Annotated in this window: 13 protein-coding genes, 2 tRNA genes and 1 pseudogene; 5 read left to right on the forward strand and 11 right to left on the reverse strand. The window is 69.3% G+C overall.

Annotated features, from left to right (window positions below; all coding sequences use genetic code 11):
• Nucleotide 1: 1 nt before the first annotated feature.
• From GA0070618_RS03665 to GA0070618_RS03685, 6 genes and pseudogenes are all read right to left on the reverse strand, one after another.
• Entirely contained in the window at nucleotides 2-664 is a 663-nt protein-coding gene (locus tag GA0070618_RS03665; protein ID WP_088980363.1) for a pentapeptide repeat-containing protein, read from the reverse strand.
• Nucleotides 665-748: 84 nt separating this feature from the next.
• Entirely contained in the window at nucleotides 749-931 is a 183-nt protein-coding gene (gene amcA / locus GA0070618_RS03670; RefSeq protein WP_088980364.1) for a multiple cyclophane-containing RiPP AmcA, read from the reverse strand.
• Nucleotides 928-2,071: pseudogene (gene amcB / locus GA0070618_RS35300) on the reverse strand (cyclophane-forming radical SAM peptide maturase AmcB). Before amcB ends, amcA (GA0070618_RS03670) begins: the two are co-directional and overlap by 4 nt.
• A complete protein-coding gene (locus tag GA0070618_RS03680; protein ID WP_414467553.1) occupies nucleotides 2,068-2,418 on the reverse strand; it encodes a hypothetical protein in 351 nt (116 codons plus the stop codon). The pseudogene amcB and the gene GA0070618_RS03680 overlap by 4 nt, the downstream one beginning before the upstream one ends.
• Complete coding sequence (amcA, locus tag GA0070618_RS33265; RefSeq protein ID WP_157748911.1) at nucleotides 2,415-2,579, reverse strand: multiple cyclophane-containing RiPP AmcA; 165 nt, start codon at nucleotides 2,577-2,579, stop codon at nucleotides 2,415-2,417. The genes GA0070618_RS03680 and amcA (GA0070618_RS33265) overlap by 4 nt, the downstream gene beginning before the upstream one ends.
• Before the next feature lie 78 nt (nucleotides 2,580-2,657).
• On the reverse strand, nucleotides 2,658-4,226 hold the full coding sequence (locus GA0070618_RS03685) for an ISL3 family transposase (protein ID WP_088980366.1): 1,569 nt from the start codon (nucleotides 4,224-4,226) through the stop codon (nucleotides 2,658-2,660).
• A 492-nt stretch (nucleotides 4,227-4,718) separates the two neighbouring features.
• On the opposite strand from GA0070618_RS03685, the gene GA0070618_RS03690 reads away from it, so the two are divergent.
• Both GA0070618_RS03690 and GA0070618_RS03695 read left to right on the forward strand, forming a co-directional pair.
• Nucleotides 4,719-6,056: a hypothetical protein gene (locus tag GA0070618_RS03690; protein WP_088980367.1), complete on the forward strand. Its 1,338-nt coding sequence runs from the start codon at nucleotides 4,719-4,721 to the stop codon at nucleotides 6,054-6,056.
• On the forward strand, nucleotides 6,053-6,610 hold the full coding sequence (locus GA0070618_RS03695) for a flavoprotein (RefSeq protein WP_088980368.1): 558 nt from the start codon (nucleotides 6,053-6,055) through the stop codon (nucleotides 6,608-6,610). The genes GA0070618_RS03690 and GA0070618_RS03695 overlap by 4 nt, the downstream gene beginning before the upstream one ends.
• A 30-nt stretch (nucleotides 6,611-6,640) precedes the next feature.
• Here GA0070618_RS03695 and GA0070618_RS03700 read toward each other — a convergent pair whose 3' ends face one another.
• Together GA0070618_RS03700 and GA0070618_RS03705 are read right to left on the reverse strand one after the other, a co-directional pair.
• Nucleotides 6,641-7,525 carry a phosphotransferase gene (locus GA0070618_RS03700; RefSeq protein ID WP_088980369.1) on the reverse strand — a complete coding sequence of 295 codons (885 nt, stop codon included), beginning with the start codon at nucleotides 7,523-7,525 and terminating at the stop codon, nucleotides 6,641-6,643.
• 317 nt (nucleotides 7,526-7,842) lie between these two features.
• A tRNA-Lys gene (locus tag GA0070618_RS03705) sits at nucleotides 7,843-7,918 on the reverse strand.
• Between the two features lie 188 nt (nucleotides 7,919-8,106).
• Here GA0070618_RS03705 and GA0070618_RS03710 point away from each other — a divergent pair.
• Together GA0070618_RS03710 and GA0070618_RS03715 are read left to right on the forward strand one after the other, a co-directional pair.
• Nucleotides 8,107-9,381: a L,D-transpeptidase gene (locus GA0070618_RS03710; RefSeq protein ID WP_088980370.1), complete on the forward strand. Its 1,275-nt coding sequence runs from the start codon at nucleotides 8,107-8,109 to the stop codon at nucleotides 9,379-9,381.
• A 103-nt stretch (nucleotides 9,382-9,484) separates the two neighbouring features.
• Complete coding sequence (locus GA0070618_RS03715; RefSeq protein ID WP_088980371.1) at nucleotides 9,485-10,762, forward strand: L,D-transpeptidase; 1,278 nt, start codon at nucleotides 9,485-9,487, stop codon at nucleotides 10,760-10,762.
• A 73-nt stretch (nucleotides 10,763-10,835) separates the two neighbouring features.
• Here GA0070618_RS03715 and GA0070618_RS03720 read toward each other — a convergent pair whose 3' ends face one another.
• From GA0070618_RS03720 to orn, 3 genes are all read right to left on the reverse strand, one after another.
• On the reverse strand, nucleotides 10,836-11,168 hold the full coding sequence (locus GA0070618_RS03720) for a hypothetical protein (RefSeq protein WP_143740218.1): 333 nt from the start codon (nucleotides 11,166-11,168) through the stop codon (nucleotides 10,836-10,838).
• Between the two features lie 155 nt (nucleotides 11,169-11,323).
• A tRNA-His gene (locus GA0070618_RS03725) sits at nucleotides 11,324-11,399 on the reverse strand.
• Between the two features lie 107 nt (nucleotides 11,400-11,506).
• A complete protein-coding gene (orn, locus tag GA0070618_RS03730; RefSeq protein WP_088980373.1) occupies nucleotides 11,507-12,097 on the reverse strand; it encodes an oligoribonuclease in 591 nt (196 codons plus the stop codon).
• Between the two features lie 74 nt (nucleotides 12,098-12,171).
• Between orn and GA0070618_RS03735 the strand changes: the two genes are divergently transcribed.
• Complete coding sequence (locus GA0070618_RS03735) at nucleotides 12,172-13,533, forward strand: glycosyltransferase 87 family protein (RefSeq protein WP_088980374.1); 1,362 nt, start codon at nucleotides 12,172-12,174, stop codon at nucleotides 13,531-13,533.
• Nucleotides 13,534-13,573: the final 40 nt, after the last annotated feature.

Genomic DNA, 13,573 nt, shown 5'->3' on the forward strand with positions numbered 1-13,573 from the left:
GTCACCGCTTCCGCACGGTGAGGTGGAGTTCCGTGACGGCAAGGTGGGTGAGGTCGGGTAGCTGGTCCTCGTCGAGGGTGACCCCGTGCAGATTCCCGAGAGCGGTCTTCAGGTCGTGCAGCGTGTTACCCCGGAGGTCGGCGCCGTGGAGGTGGCAGGAGTCGAGTTCGAGGCGGGCGAGCTGGCAGGACCGCAGGACGGCGTCGGATAGGCGGCAGGACGACCAGGTGGCGTCGGTGAGGACGCAGTCCACGAAGGCCACGGCTCCGGCGGCGGTGACCCGGGTGAGGGTCGCGTAGTCGAAGCGGCATCCCTCGAACAGGACATCCTTCAACCGGATGTCGGTCAGTCGGGTGCCGGTGAACCGGGAGCCGGTGACGGCACAGCGCTCGATGCTGAGGCCGGACAGGGTGGCGCCGGAGAAGTCGGTACGGGTGATCTCGCAACCGAAGAGGGACCCAGCCTCCCAGCTGCTCTCGCTCACGTCGACACCGATGAGCCGGCTGCCACGGACGGTGACGTCGTCCAGGGTGAGGCCATGCCAGGAGGCGTTCTCGATGGTGCCGTCGCTGAGGTCGTCGGACGGGTCGCTGATGGTGTCGAGGTCGTCAGGGTCGAGCTCCGGGAGCAATATCCGCAGGTCGCCGACTGTGCTGGTTCGCATGAGTCCTCTACCTGTTTCTTGGGGGCGGCGCGGGCGGGCTGGCCGCCCGGCGCGCCGCCGTGCGTCGGGTCCGATGTCAGCGGGTCACTTCTTCTTGTTCCAGTTGTCCCAGCCCGGGCGGCTGTCGAAGTTGCCCCGGTTGTCCCAGGTAGGCCGATTGTCGAACGTCGCAGCGTCGACCGAAGCTACCGCCCGGGACGGTGCGACACCGAGACGGTCGAGGTGGTGCGGCGCGGCGTTGACGAGTGCGGCGAGGGCGTTGGTCATGCTGGTCCTCCAGTCGGGGTGAAGTGGTCCGCGGTGGCGCGGACGAGGGCCTGCCGGGTGGTTCGGCAGAAGCCGGTCTCGCGGACGGTGAAGGTGCCGTGTTCGAAGTAGCGGTTGCCGGCCTGTCCGCCACGGCAGAAGTCGTAGAACCCGCACCGGTCGACGCAGTCGTTCAGCGCAGTGACGAACTCGGTGACGTAGCGCAGGCCGCCGGCCCGGGCGATCATCACGGCGATCAGTTCCTCGACCACGTTGCCGACGACGAAGTCCCCGTAGCCGGGGTCGGTGATACCGAGCAGCTCCGGTGACAGGAGCACGACCTGTCCGTCCCAGGACACCGTGGGGATCGGTTCATACGGTGCGTGGTCGACGCGTCCGGCACGGGCCGCCGTGAGGTAGTCGGCCAGGCGGTCCAGGTCACGGATACGCAGCCGACCACCGACCACCGGCGGTACGGCGCTGCACGAGCCGCCGCCAAAACCGGTACGCCGACTCCTCTGACACTGCTTGTCGGGCGGCACCTTCCTGCTCCTCGGTGTTGAAGCCCACGGACTGGCACCCCGGCAGGCCGGTAAAGAAGTCGACAAGGTTGTCGGCGTGGTCGATGGTCTCCGGGGTGACGACGCAGATGACCGAGTACTCCAGACCCGCGTCGGCCAGAACCTGGATGCCGCGCAACGTCCGGTTGATCGTGGATCGGCCCGCGTGGTCGAGCCGGTTGCGGTTCAGGGCACCAGGACCGTCGACACTGACACCAACCGCGAACCCGTAAGCGGCGAACAGGTCACACCATCGCTGGTTGATCAGAGTGGCGTTGGTCTGGATCTCGTGGCGCACCCGTCCCGCGCGTCGCAGCGACTCGAAGGGGGCGAGCAGTTCCTGGAAGTGGCTGATCGGGGTGGCAGTCGGCTCGCCGCCGTGCCAGACGACGCTCACCGGATGACCGCTACCCTGCCGCTCGATCGAACTCGCGCAGGCCTGCGCCACCGAACCGGTCATCAGCCGACGCGACCGGCGGTCGGGGAGGTAGCAGTAGGCGCAGTCGAGATTGCAGAAGCTGGTCGGCTGCACCACCAGCGTATGAAACACGCTGGCGATGGCCGGCCGTTCCGCTGCCGCGATGGCACCGATACCGTTCACGATCCTGTCTCCTCCGGCAGCGGAGAAGGATCGGTCGCGGTCATCCGCTGAGTGCCGGCGCGCTGCTTGGTCCAGCCGAGGAACCGGTCGAAGACATCGACACAACCGTCCGTGTTCCTGAGCCCTCGCAGATCGTCGATGGCCGCGTGCAGGCACGCCGCCAGGTAGAGAGACAGCCCGATGGAGTTGCCCTCGTACTCCGTGAGTAGAGCGTTTTTTGCCTGGTCACAGGGCCATGGGAGGCCGCAGGCGCGGCACTGCCACCACGGATGCGACGGCAGATGCTCGCCTCGCACCGTGCAACCAGCGTCTACGCCGTGGCCGGGTCCTGGATGCTCCATGCTCATCGGCGGACCTCCTGCCGGATCCGCTGTTCGAAGAACCGACGCCACGCGTGGGTCAGCAACGGAGGATCCGCTACGGCCACCGATGCCGCCAGCGCCGAGGCCGGCAAGCCGAATTGCTGCGGCTGGCTGGTCGCCACGGAGCGGGAGATGTACAAGGTCATGTCTGGTCCCCCAATGTCTGTCAACGCCGCCTCAATCGTGGCTCTGGCACACATTCTGTGATTGATCTTGGCAACGGATCACGGGGTGGCGAGGACGCGTTTGCGGAGAAGGTCGAGGTTCGCGCGGCCGTACATCTGTCGCTTGATCGTTTTGATGCGGTTGACGTGGCCTTCGACCGGGCCTGAACTCCAAGGTTGGGCAAGGCCGGCGACGACGGCGTCGCGGTCGCTGGCCAGGCCGGCGGCGAAGCCGCGGATTTCGGGGTAATCGGCGTGCCGGGCCCGGCGGATCCAGGCGTCGAGGTTCTGGCCGGTGCCCTTATGGCGGACCAGCACGGCGAAGCCGCGGGCGAGGTCGGCAATGGTGTCGAGGTCGGGGCAGCGGTGGCGGGCGTCGGCGAGATCAGCGCGCTCGTCGTCGGTCAGTTTGTGGCCGGGGCGCATGATCCAGGCGGTGATCCGCCGAGCCGACGGCACCCGGACGACCACAGGGGTGGTTCGGGTGCGGTTGGTGGTGAGCCAGTCCCGCAGCACGCGCAGGCTGCCCTGGTAGCTGCGGGCCAGGATCTCGGCGTGCAGGTCAGCGGTCTCGTGGACGCCGTCGGTGAGGCGTTGCCGCAGGTAGGCGTGGAACGGGGCCAGAACGCTGGGTCGGCTGCTGGCGTTCGGGCCGATCAACGCCTCGGCGGTGGCGGCCCGGGCGTACTTGCGGGCGGTTCTGACGTTCATGTCGAGCCGCCGGGCGGTCGCGCTGATCGACAGTCCTTCGGCCCGCAGGGCGTGCACGGCCGCGTGGCGTCGGCGGGTGTTCGCCGCCCGACGTCCCGCCCTGACCGGCTCGGCCGGAGGGGGCGCAGACAGGGCGGGAAGCGGATCGGTGTGCGCTCGTAGGCACCGGCGGTGCCCACGGACGACCTTCTCGACCGTGTCGCTGAGGTTCTTTAGCAGGTGCCACCGGTCGGCGACCTGGACCGCGTCGGGTGCGCCCTTGCGGGCGCCGTCGGCGTAACTGCCACCGCGATCCCGACAGATGACCCGGACGCCGGGATGCTCGCGCAGCCATTCGGCGAGGGTGTCGGCGGTGCGGTCGGGCAGGACGTCGATCGGCCGGCGGCTGTCCATGTCGATCAGCACAGTGGCGTAGCGGTGCCCCCGGCGTCTGGCGAAGTCGTCCACGCCCAGCACCGTCGGCGTCACCGGCGGCGGGTCGGGCATCCGCCGGATCATCCGGATCAACGTCATCCGCGACACCGCCACCGCCAACCGCTGCGCCAACCGACTGCCCGCCCGACCACCCAACGCCACCGCGACGGCTTCCAGATCACCCGCCGCCAGGACCGTGTGACGGGCATGCCGACGAGTCAGCCCAGGCACCTGCTCGACGAACGTCCGCCGCCGGCAGTCGCTGTTGACACAGGCGAATCGGCGGACCGTCAACGCGACCAGCACCTCATGGCCACCCAACCTGACATCGGCCAACCGCCGCACGTAGCGGCCATGCACCGTGGCCGACCAGGTACCGCACGGACCGCACTGCGCCCGCACCGTCTGTGTCGCCGCCTCGATCCTGACCCCCACGCCCCGGACCACCACCGCCTCCAACCGCAGGCCCACCAGATGCGGAAGCAACGCCGAGATGATCTCCATCCGGCCAACCAACCCGAACTACCGACGAACACGACTCACAAAATGTGTGCCAGAGCCAGTTTTCAGGCGGAGCCGACACTGTCGCGGGTTCCGCGAGACGGTGGGCCTGCGCCCGAAGGCGCGAGCCCACCGCAGCGGGACGACGGCCGGGAGCAGACCGCCGCCCACCCGCCCACGCAGCCCTCTCGGCGGTACGCAGACGGGGAGTCAATTGCGCAATTGACGGAGTGCCCGGCGATAGCACTTGCCGGTGCTCAGGGTCGCGTTCCGACCTGTCGCCGATCGGCACATTCATCTGAAGCTCCTTGCGCCTGACTGCCGCTGAACTGGCCGGTGCGCCCCGGGGAGAAGCAGTGCTCCGGCACATCCAGACTGGCCGGGCAGTCGGGTGGATGGAATGTCCTGCTGGTGCACTGCCGGTGCACCTGCTGTCACCCGGCGTGCCGCTACGATCACCAGGCAGGTGGCTGTCCGTGTCGGGAAGAAGGTGCGATGGCTCCGGTGACGACCTGGACCGGCCGGGAGGCGAACGCACTGCGCCAGGCGTTGCGTATGAGCGTCACCGCCTTCGCCGAGCACCTGGGCGCGGCCCGGCGGACGGTGGCCAAGTGGAGCAGCCAGGGCGACAGGATCCTCCCGCGCGCCGACATGCAGGCCGCGCTGGACACCGTGCTGGCCCGAGCCACATCCGACGTACGCGAACGCTTCGAGGCCCTACGAATAGCAGGCAGCAGCGGTGCACCTGTGAGTACCGCACCGCCGCAGACCGGCGCGGACGCTGATACTGGAGGTGACGGACACGGCGACTCGGGCTCGGATGGTGACGTGCGACGGAGAGAACTTCTGCGCAGGGCTGCGGTCGGCGTCACCGCTGCGCCAAACGTCGCGCCATTACTCGACGCGCTCGTCTCGCCCCGACATCCGCCTGCGGCGGTGCTGTCCGTCCAGCAGCTTTCCCGCGACGTGGCCGCCGTCAAGCACGACTACCAGGCCTGTCGCTATGAACGCGTCCTCGACCGACTCGTCACGCTGCTACCGGCCCTCGAACCAGTCCAGGCCAATGCCGAAGGCAAGCATCAGACGCAGGTCAGGGTCTCGGCCGCCGACCTGTACCACGTAGCCGGAAGTGTCCTGCTCAAGATGGGCGACCGAGGGATGGCCCTGGTCGCAGCCGAGCGAAGCACCCGCGCCGCGGCGGCGAGTCACGACCCGGTGGCCGTCGCCGCGAGCGCACGGATCATGACCCACGCCCTCATGAGCAACGGCCACGACGACCAGGCGGTGACCCTCGCCGGGAACGCCGCCGGCGTACTCGATCGAGCTACCCGCCTCGCGTCGACCGACGCGGTCGCCGTGTACGGTGCTCTCGTCCTTCGGGGTGCCGTCGCCGCTGCCCGTCGAGACGACCGAGACACCGCACACGCCATGCTCGACGAGGCGACCCGCGCCGCATCCCGACTCGGCTACGACGGCAACAACCGCTGGACCGGCTTCGGCGCCACCAACGTCCTACTGCACCAGGTCAACATCGCACTGACCCTCGGCGACGCCGGAACGGCCATCGCGATCGCCCGCACCGTGCCCCTGAACAAGGTGGCGCTCGCCGAACGCAGAGCCACGCTGTACGTCGACGTCGCCCGCGCCTACACCCAGTGGGGCCGCCACGAACACGGCCTCAACGCGCTCCGCACCGCCTACGAGGTGGCACCCGAGGAGATCCGCTGCCGTCCAGCGGTCCAACGCATCGCCAGCGACCTCGCCCTCCTCGCCAAGGGCTCGGTCCGCATGGCCGTCGTCGACTTCGCCCAGACCGCCGGCATCCCGCTATGACCAGCGGCCACCTGCAGATCGTCGTCTGCGGTGCGGGCCCCGCCGCCGACGCAGCCAAGCTGGTCACTGCCGCACAGGAACAGAACTGGACTGCGGCGGTCACCGCCACACCCAACGCGACGAGCTTCATCGACCTGGCGGCCATCGAGGAGCTGACCGGCGTCCCCGTGCGATCGACCTACCAGGCATCCCCTGGCGCCCGCCGCTCGCTTCCCGCCGCCGACGCTCTCGTCATCGCACCCGCGACCTACAACTCAATCAACAAGATCGCCTTGGGCCTGGCCGACAACTACGCCATGACCTCAGTCGCCGAACTCATCGGACGACACGTACCGACCGTCGTCGTCCCGTTCGTCAACGCCGCTCTCGCTACCCGGCTCCCCTTCCGCCGCGCCGTGGCCACTCTCCGCAACGAGGGAGTGCACGTCCTACTCGGCCCCGAAGACGAATGGGAACCGCACCCGCCGGGCAGCGGAAACGACCGGCAACGGGTCTTCCCTTGGGGGACGGCATTCGGGATAGCAGCCGGGCGCGCTTACGACGCACGGACTTAAAGCAACGCGCCGCCGACCGCGGTGCCGGGGTCAGAGGATTCGCCACCGGCGCGGTCGCGTCCCGTCGTCGGTGAGGCCCGCGATGCGGTGGTGCACCTCGCCGGCGGCATCGGTGTCGGGTCGGGACTTACGGGCGTTGGTCGCGATCATCTGCAGCTCGCGGAGCTGGCACAGCTCGTCGAAGCCGGACCAGGAGGTGGCATCCCAGCCGTAGGCGGCGGTGAAATCAGCGAAAAGCTGCGGGCCGGGAGGGCCGAACCGGCGGCAGTGAACAGCCACCGTGGCGACGTCCCACTCCCGGGGCCCGAGTACAGCGCCGTCCCAGTCCGCCAGCACGGGGGTGCCATCGAAACGCCGCAGCGCGTTGCGGATCTGCGGGTCGGACTGAATCAGGCTCGGATGGTGCGGGAACCGCATCGCCTCCCAGCCTGCGGTCAGAACCTGCAGGCGGCCCATGAGCAGGTCTCGCTCACGGGCGTTGAGGATCTCCGAGCGGGCGATGGACCGCTCGATACCGTGGATCGGTCGCAGGACCGGTAGCGGCATCGGCGGGGCAGGTAGGGCGTGCAGCTCACGCAGGAGTGCGCCGAGTTCGGCGACGGTGATCGGCTGGTGGAGCGCCGGGTCCAGGCGTTGCCAGACGGTGACAGCATGGCCGCCCACCCGCAACGGCTGCGACAGGCCCGGATGCAGTTCGACCGTGGGGAACCGTCGGTCCGCCAGCCAGCCCACCACGGCCACCACCGCGCGCACCCGCTCAAAACCAAGGTCGCCGGGAGCGATCTTGATGACCACGTCGTCGACGGCGTAGACGGCGTTGGTGTGGTGCCGGAGCAGGACCGCATCAGCCTCCCGGTAGCCCAGTCGACGACACACCTCGGCGAGCACCGGTCGGGTGCGCGTCTCGACGAACATGGGGCTCCTAGGGACCGAGCGCGGCGGTGGTGATCCCCAGCCTACGGGCGCGCTCGCGGCAGGCCCGAACGAAGTCCGTCAACGCCGTCACCTCACCGCGCCGGTTGCCCCCGGGAATCGCGGCCACCACATAGACCCGTTCAGGGGATGAGCACCACCACGATGGACAACCGCCAACGTTTACCGCCGCGCCGCCCGTCCAGCGGCAGCCGGAACGGTCCAACCGCTCCCGAGCACCCACCGAGCACCGGACCACCGACACGGAAACGAAAAAGGCTCCGACCCACGGTGAAACCCCAGGTCAGAGCCTTTATTGCTGGTGCGCCGCCAGGGACTCGAACCCCGAACCCGCGGATTAAGAGTCCGCTGCTCTGCCAGTTGAGCTAGCGGCGCTCGTTGGCAACGGGGAGAACCTTAGCACGCACCCTGAACCGGGTTCCAATCCGATCCCCTCCTCACCTCTTCGGACGAGATTAACCGCCAAAAGCGGACAAAGTACCCAGGATTCCGGTCACCGGGGATCGACGGCGGGCGCCGATGCGGCACGATGTCCGCCAGGCACGCAAGAAACTGAGGTGGGGATGGGCAGGTTCGCGCGGGCCGGGGCGATGGTGTGCGCTCTGGCTGTGACAGCGTCGGTGGCACTGACGGGCTGCGGCCCCGACCCGCAGAAGCCGGCGTTCGTGGGCGGCGGCCCCTCGGGGGCACCCGAGACGGGCGTGGCGGCACCGGTGGGTGACCGGGCGAGCGGGGCACCGGCCCCGAACGGGGGAACCGTTCCGGTCAGTCCGGCCGACGGGGCGACCAACCGGCCGGTGAGCACGGAGATCGCCGCCGGGACCCCGGACGTGAAAATCACCGACGTCACGCTCACCGCGGCCGACGGCAAGCCGGTCGCGGGCGCGGCACGTACCGACGGCTCGTCGTGGGTGCCGGCCGCCCCGCTGAAGTACGGCACCCGCTACACCGCCACGATCACCGGCACCGGCGCGGCCGGCCAGGTGACCGGCACCAGCACCTTCACCACGATGAAGAAGCCGAAGTCGGTGATCGGCTCGGGGCTCTACCTCTTCGACGACAAGACCTACGGCGTGGCGATGCCAGTGGTCACCGAGTTCTCCCCGGGCATTCCGAAGAAGGACCGGGCGGCCGTGCAGAAGCGGATGTTCGTCCAGACCGACCCGCCGCAGCCGGGTGCGTGGCACTGGGTGGCCAACGGCACCCAGGCCTACTACCGTGGCGCCGAGTACTGGACGCCCGGCACGAAGCTCACCGTTCGGATCGCCCTGGAGGGCATCCCGCTGAGCAACGGGAAGTACGGCAACATCGACCGCCGGGCCAGCGCGAAGATCGGTCGGGCCTTCGAGATGAAGGTCGAGAACGCCACCAAGCAGATGACGGTGTCCGAGAACGGCCAGGTGGTCAAGACGCTGCCGGTGAGCCTCGGCAAGAAGTCGACCCCCTCCTCTAGCGGCACGATGGTCGTCATGGAGAAGAAGGAGGCCACGGTCTTCGACACCCGCGACGATCCCGACCCGGCCAACCGCTACGTCACCGACATCGACTTCGCCCAGCGCCTCACCTGGGGCGGCGAGTACATCCACGCGGCCCCGTGGTCCGTCCAGCACCAGGGACGGCGCAACGTCTCGCACGGCTGCGTGAACGTCTCCATGGACAACGCGCGCTGGCTGTTCGCCAAGACCCTGGTCGGCGACCCGATCACCATCACCGGCACGGAGCGTAAGCTCGCAGCCGGTAACGGCTGGACGGCATGGAGCCTGAGCTGGGCGGAGTTCGTCAAGGGCAGCGCGCTGCCCGTACCGGACGGTGGTGAGGGCGCCACGCTGGCGCTCTGATCGACCTGGGTCGCGTGTTTTCCTTCACGCTCCGAAACGGGTACGAGGTTCCCTGCGTCTGTAGAGGGACGATGGTTTCCGGGACCACGACTGTGAGGACATCATGCGAGCTGACCTGAACCAGCTGTTCCGGAGCGGGGGCGCCCGGCGCGGCCGGCGACGCGGCGGGTTCGCGGCCGCGGTGCTCGCCGTCGCGCTCACGCTGACCTCGGGTTGCACCGGTGGGGGCGACGACGGGCCGGCGGCCCCACCGGGCGCCAGCGAGAAGGCGCCCGAGGCGACCGTGGCGATCACCGCTCCGCAGGCCAACGCGAAGGACGTGCCGGCCTCCACCGGGATCACCTTCACGGCCGAGAAGGCGCAGGAGACGACCGTCGAGCTGAAGGACCCGGCCGGCGCGGCGGTCGAGGGTACGCTCGCCGCCGACGGGAAGAGCTGGCTGCCGGCGGGGGCGCTGGAGTACGGCGCGACGTACACCGCCACCGTGACGGCGACCGGCTCGGACGGGAAGGCCGCGACCGCGACGCACTCCTTCACCACGATGGCCAAGCCGGCCAATCAGGTGCGGGTGACCAGTTTCCTCGGTGACGGTCAGGTGGTCGGGGTCGGTATGCCGTTGATCGTCAAGTTCGGTCGGGCGATCCCGGAGGACTACCGCGACGACGTGCAGAGTCGGATGACCGTCCGCTCCGACCCGCCGCAGGAGGGCATCTGGCACTGGGTCAGCCCGACCGAGATCCGCTACCGGCCGAAGGAGTTCTGGCAGGCGGGCAGCACGGTGCAGTACCGGGTGCAGGCCGGCGGCCTGCCGATGGGCGCCGGCTGGTACGGACGGTCCGACCTGACCGTGGACGTCAAGGTCGGTGCGGCGACGGTGATGACCGTCGACAACAAGACCAAGCGGATGACGGTCACCCGGGACGGCAAGGTGATCAAGACCATTCCGGTCAGCCTCGGCAAGAAGAGCACCCCGTCGTCCAGCGGCACGATGGTGGTCATCGAGAAGCTGAAGGAGACGGTCTTCGACACCTTCGACGAGCTGGGGCCGGAGGAGGGTTACCGCACCGACATCGACTTCGCGCAGCGGCTCACCTGGGGCGGGGAGTTCATCCACGCCGCTCCGTGGTCGGAGGGGCAGCAGGGCCGGGTGAACGTCTCGCACGGCTGCGTGAACGTCTCGATGGCCGACGGCGCGTGGCTGTTCAACCAGACCCGGATCGGTGACCCGGTCACCGTCAAGGGCACCGAGCGCAAGCTCCAGAACGGCAACGGCTGGACGGACTGGAACATGAGCTGGGACGAGTACGTCAAGGGCAGTGCCCTGCCGTACGAGCCGGGGGCCACCTCCGCGCCGGAGGCGACGCCGTCGGCGACGCAGTGACCGGACGCTGACGGTCAGCGTGTGACGGCCGGGGTGGCCCGCAGTGGAGGCGGGACGCCCCGGCCGTCCCCGTTCACGACCGGTTGAACCACTGTCGCGACTGCGGGAGCAGCAGGAGCACGAGCAGGACGAGACCGGTGACGAAGGACAGCCACTCTCCACTGAAGACGCTCAGCAGAGCCAGCGCGCCGCCGATGATGGCGAGGATCCAGGCGATCTTGTTGCCCTTCCAGAGCCCGAAGGCGATGGCGAGGTAGATCACCGCCGCGATGAGGGCGACGACGACGCCGCCTGCGCCGCCGAGGCCGTCGTACATGCGCAGGACGGCCTGGAGGCCGGCGAGCAGGAACACCACGGCGGCCAGGGTCACGGTTATCGGTGCCTGGCGAGGCGTAACAGTAGTCATGCTACGTACGTTACCGCCAGTCGCCACGCATCGCCCTCGGTGATATCCATCAACTTCGACAAGCTTTCCCCGGCGGGGGCAGGACGGGGCCGGAGGGAACCGGACGGGGCCGGAAAAGCAGTGAGCCCCCTCCATGGAGGGGGCTCATCGCCAGGTGGGGTGACTGATGGGATTTGAACCCACGACACCCGGGACCACAACCCGGTGCTCTGCCAACTGAGCTACAGCCACCATGCCGTCGCGCCCGGATCACCGACCCGGGCGGGCGCGCCGACCAATGATAGCCACACCCCTCCCGGTCCCGTCGAGCGGGTTCCGCCCCGGGCCGGAATTCCGCCCTACAGCTCCGCGGCGATCGCCTTGGCGGTCTCCACGTCCGGCCCGGGCAGCGGGACGAACAGGGTACGGCGGTAGTACTCCAACTCCCGGATGCTCTCCCGGATGTCGGCCAGCGCCCGGTGCTCCAGCCCCTTGGCCGGCTGCCCGAAGTACACACGCGGGTACCAGCGCCGGCAGAGCTCCTTGATCGAGGAGACGTCGATCATCCGGTAGTGCAGGTGACCGTCGAGGCGGGGCATGTCCCGGGCGAGGAAGCCCCGGTCGGTGGCGATGGAGTTGCCGCAGAGCGGGGCGGTACGCGGGTCCTTCACGAAGCTGGTGACGTACTCCAGCACCAGGTCCTCGGCCTCGGCGAGGGTGACCGCCGAGCGGCGTACCTCCTCGGTGAGGCCGGACTTCTCGTGCATCGTCCGGACGATCTCCGGCATGCCGGCCAGTTTCTCCTCGTCGGCGTGGATGACCACGTCCACGCCGTCGCCGAGCACGTTGAGGTCGGGGTCGGTGACGAGCGCGGCGACCTCGATCAGGGCATCCCTGCCGAGGTCCAACCCGGTCATCTCACAGTCGATCCAGACGAGAAGATCAGCCACCGGAACAGACTACGCGCAGCGCAGACGGCCCGCGCCTGCGCACCGTGGGGCGGGACGACCGTTAGGGTTTCCCCGTGCCAGCCGAACCTGCCGCTCCGTCCGCCCTGGTCGAGGAGGACCCGGGCGGGCGCAGGGTCCGCCGGCTCCTGACCGTTCTGGCCCTCGTCGCCGTACTGCCCGCCCTCTACCTGCCGGGACTCGTGCACGACTTCTTCGACCTGAAGATCTACATGCGGGCGATGGAGTGGTGGGCGGCGGGCAACCCGCTCTACGACTACAGCCAGCCGGACCGGGTCCAGGGGGCCCTCTACTTCACCTACCCGCCGTTCAGCGCGCTGCTGCTGCGACCGTTCGCGATGCTCCCGCTCGGCGCGACCATCACCGTCTTCACCGTGCTCACCGCGATCGGCGTGGTGGTGACGACCCGATGGCTGGTCGACCCGCTGGTCGCCCGGCACGGCCTGCCCCGCCTGTTCACGCTGACCGTGGCGGTGCTGCTCGCCTTCGCGGTGGAGAGCACCCGGGAGACCATCACCTTCGGCCAGATCAACATGCTGCTGGTGGTGCTGATCCTGACCGACCTGCTCTTCGCCGTACCCCGGGGAAGCCGCTGGGCCGGGGTGGCGGTGGGGCTGGCGACGGCGCTCAAGCTCTTCCCGGGCATCTTCATCGTCTACCTGCTGGTGACCCGGCGCTGGCGGGCGGCGGCCGTGGCGAGCGCGACCGCGGCGGCGGCGACGCTGCTGGCGGCGGCGGTCGCACCGCGCGACTCGTGGCGGTTCTGGACCCACGAGCTGTGGGCCACCGACCGGGTGGGACGCACCGACTACACCGGCAACCAGTCCCTGTTCGGGCTGCTGAGCCGCTTCACCGTGCCGGAGAAGCCGGACCGGCTGGTCTGGCTGCTACTGGTGGCGGCGGTCACCGTCTACGGCCTGTGGCGGGCGTGGCGGGCGGCGCGGGCCGGTGACGTGCTCACCGGGCTGACCCTGACCGGCCTGGTCGGCGGGCTGGTGAGTCCGATCACCTGGACCCACCACATCTACTGGTTCATCCCGGCCGTGGTGATCATGCTCGACGCCGGGTTGCGCCCGGCTCGAGATCGACCGGCGGACGACGACCTCGGTCCTGCCGTCCGGCCGGCCCGGATTCGGTGGTTGGTGGTGGCGGCCGTGGCCATCTACCTGGTGATCGCCTACGGGGTGGTCTCGTTCCAGGACTGGGGGGCCGGCCCGGCCCGGATCGACGACCCGGTGGACGTGCTGACCCGCAACACCTACGTGCTGCTCTCGCTGCTGCTGCTCGTGGTGCTGCCGGTGCGGCCGGCCGCCGGGGACCGGGTCACCGAGGCGGGTCCGCACGTGCCCCGCGCGCGACCGCCCCGGTGGATCCGCTGGCGCCCCAAGACGAAACTTGCATCAAATGGACAGAACTGACGGGTAACGTGTTTTCCGGCTAATCTGGTATCACCTACCT

It is taken from the genome of Micromonospora echinospora, from assembly GCF_900091495.1.
Classification (GTDB): domain Bacteria; phylum Actinomycetota; class Actinomycetes; order Mycobacteriales; family Micromonosporaceae; genus Micromonospora; species Micromonospora echinospora.

Excerpts from the sequence above, each read along its gene's own strand:
- GA0070618_RS03665 (WP_088980363.1), bottom strand. The coding sequence starts at position 664 with ATGCGAACCAGCACAGTCGGCGACCTGCGGATATTGCTCCCGGAGCTC.
- amcA (WP_088980364.1), bottom strand. The coding sequence starts at position 931 with ATGACCAACGCCCTCGCCGCACTCGTCAACGCCGCGCCGCACCACCTC.
- GA0070618_RS03680 (WP_414467553.1), bottom strand. The coding sequence starts at position 2,418 with ATGAGCATGGAGCATCCAGGACCCGGCCACGGCGTAGACGCTGGTTGC.
- amcA (WP_157748911.1), bottom strand. The coding sequence starts at position 2,579 with ATGACCTTGTACATCTCCCGCTCCGTGGCGACCAGCCAGCCGCAGCAA.
- GA0070618_RS03685 (WP_088980366.1), bottom strand. The coding sequence starts at position 4,226 with ATGGAGATCATCTCGGCGTTGCTTCCGCATCTGGTGGGCCTGCGGTTG.
- GA0070618_RS03690 (WP_088980367.1), top strand. The coding sequence starts at position 4,719 with ATGGCTCCGGTGACGACCTGGACCGGCCGGGAGGCGAACGCACTGCGC.
- GA0070618_RS03695 (WP_088980368.1), top strand. The coding sequence starts at position 6,053 with ATGACCAGCGGCCACCTGCAGATCGTCGTCTGCGGTGCGGGCCCCGCC.
- GA0070618_RS03700 (WP_088980369.1), bottom strand. The coding sequence starts at position 7,525 with ATGTTCGTCGAGACGCGCACCCGACCGGTGCTCGCCGAGGTGTGTCGT.
- GA0070618_RS03710 (WP_088980370.1), top strand. The coding sequence starts at position 8,107 with ATGGGCAGGTTCGCGCGGGCCGGGGCGATGGTGTGCGCTCTGGCTGTG.
- GA0070618_RS03715 (WP_088980371.1), top strand. The coding sequence starts at position 9,485 with ATGCGAGCTGACCTGAACCAGCTGTTCCGGAGCGGGGGCGCCCGGCGC.
- GA0070618_RS03720 (WP_143740218.1), bottom strand. The coding sequence starts at position 11,168 with ATGACTACTGTTACGCCTCGCCAGGCACCGATAACCGTGACCCTGGCC.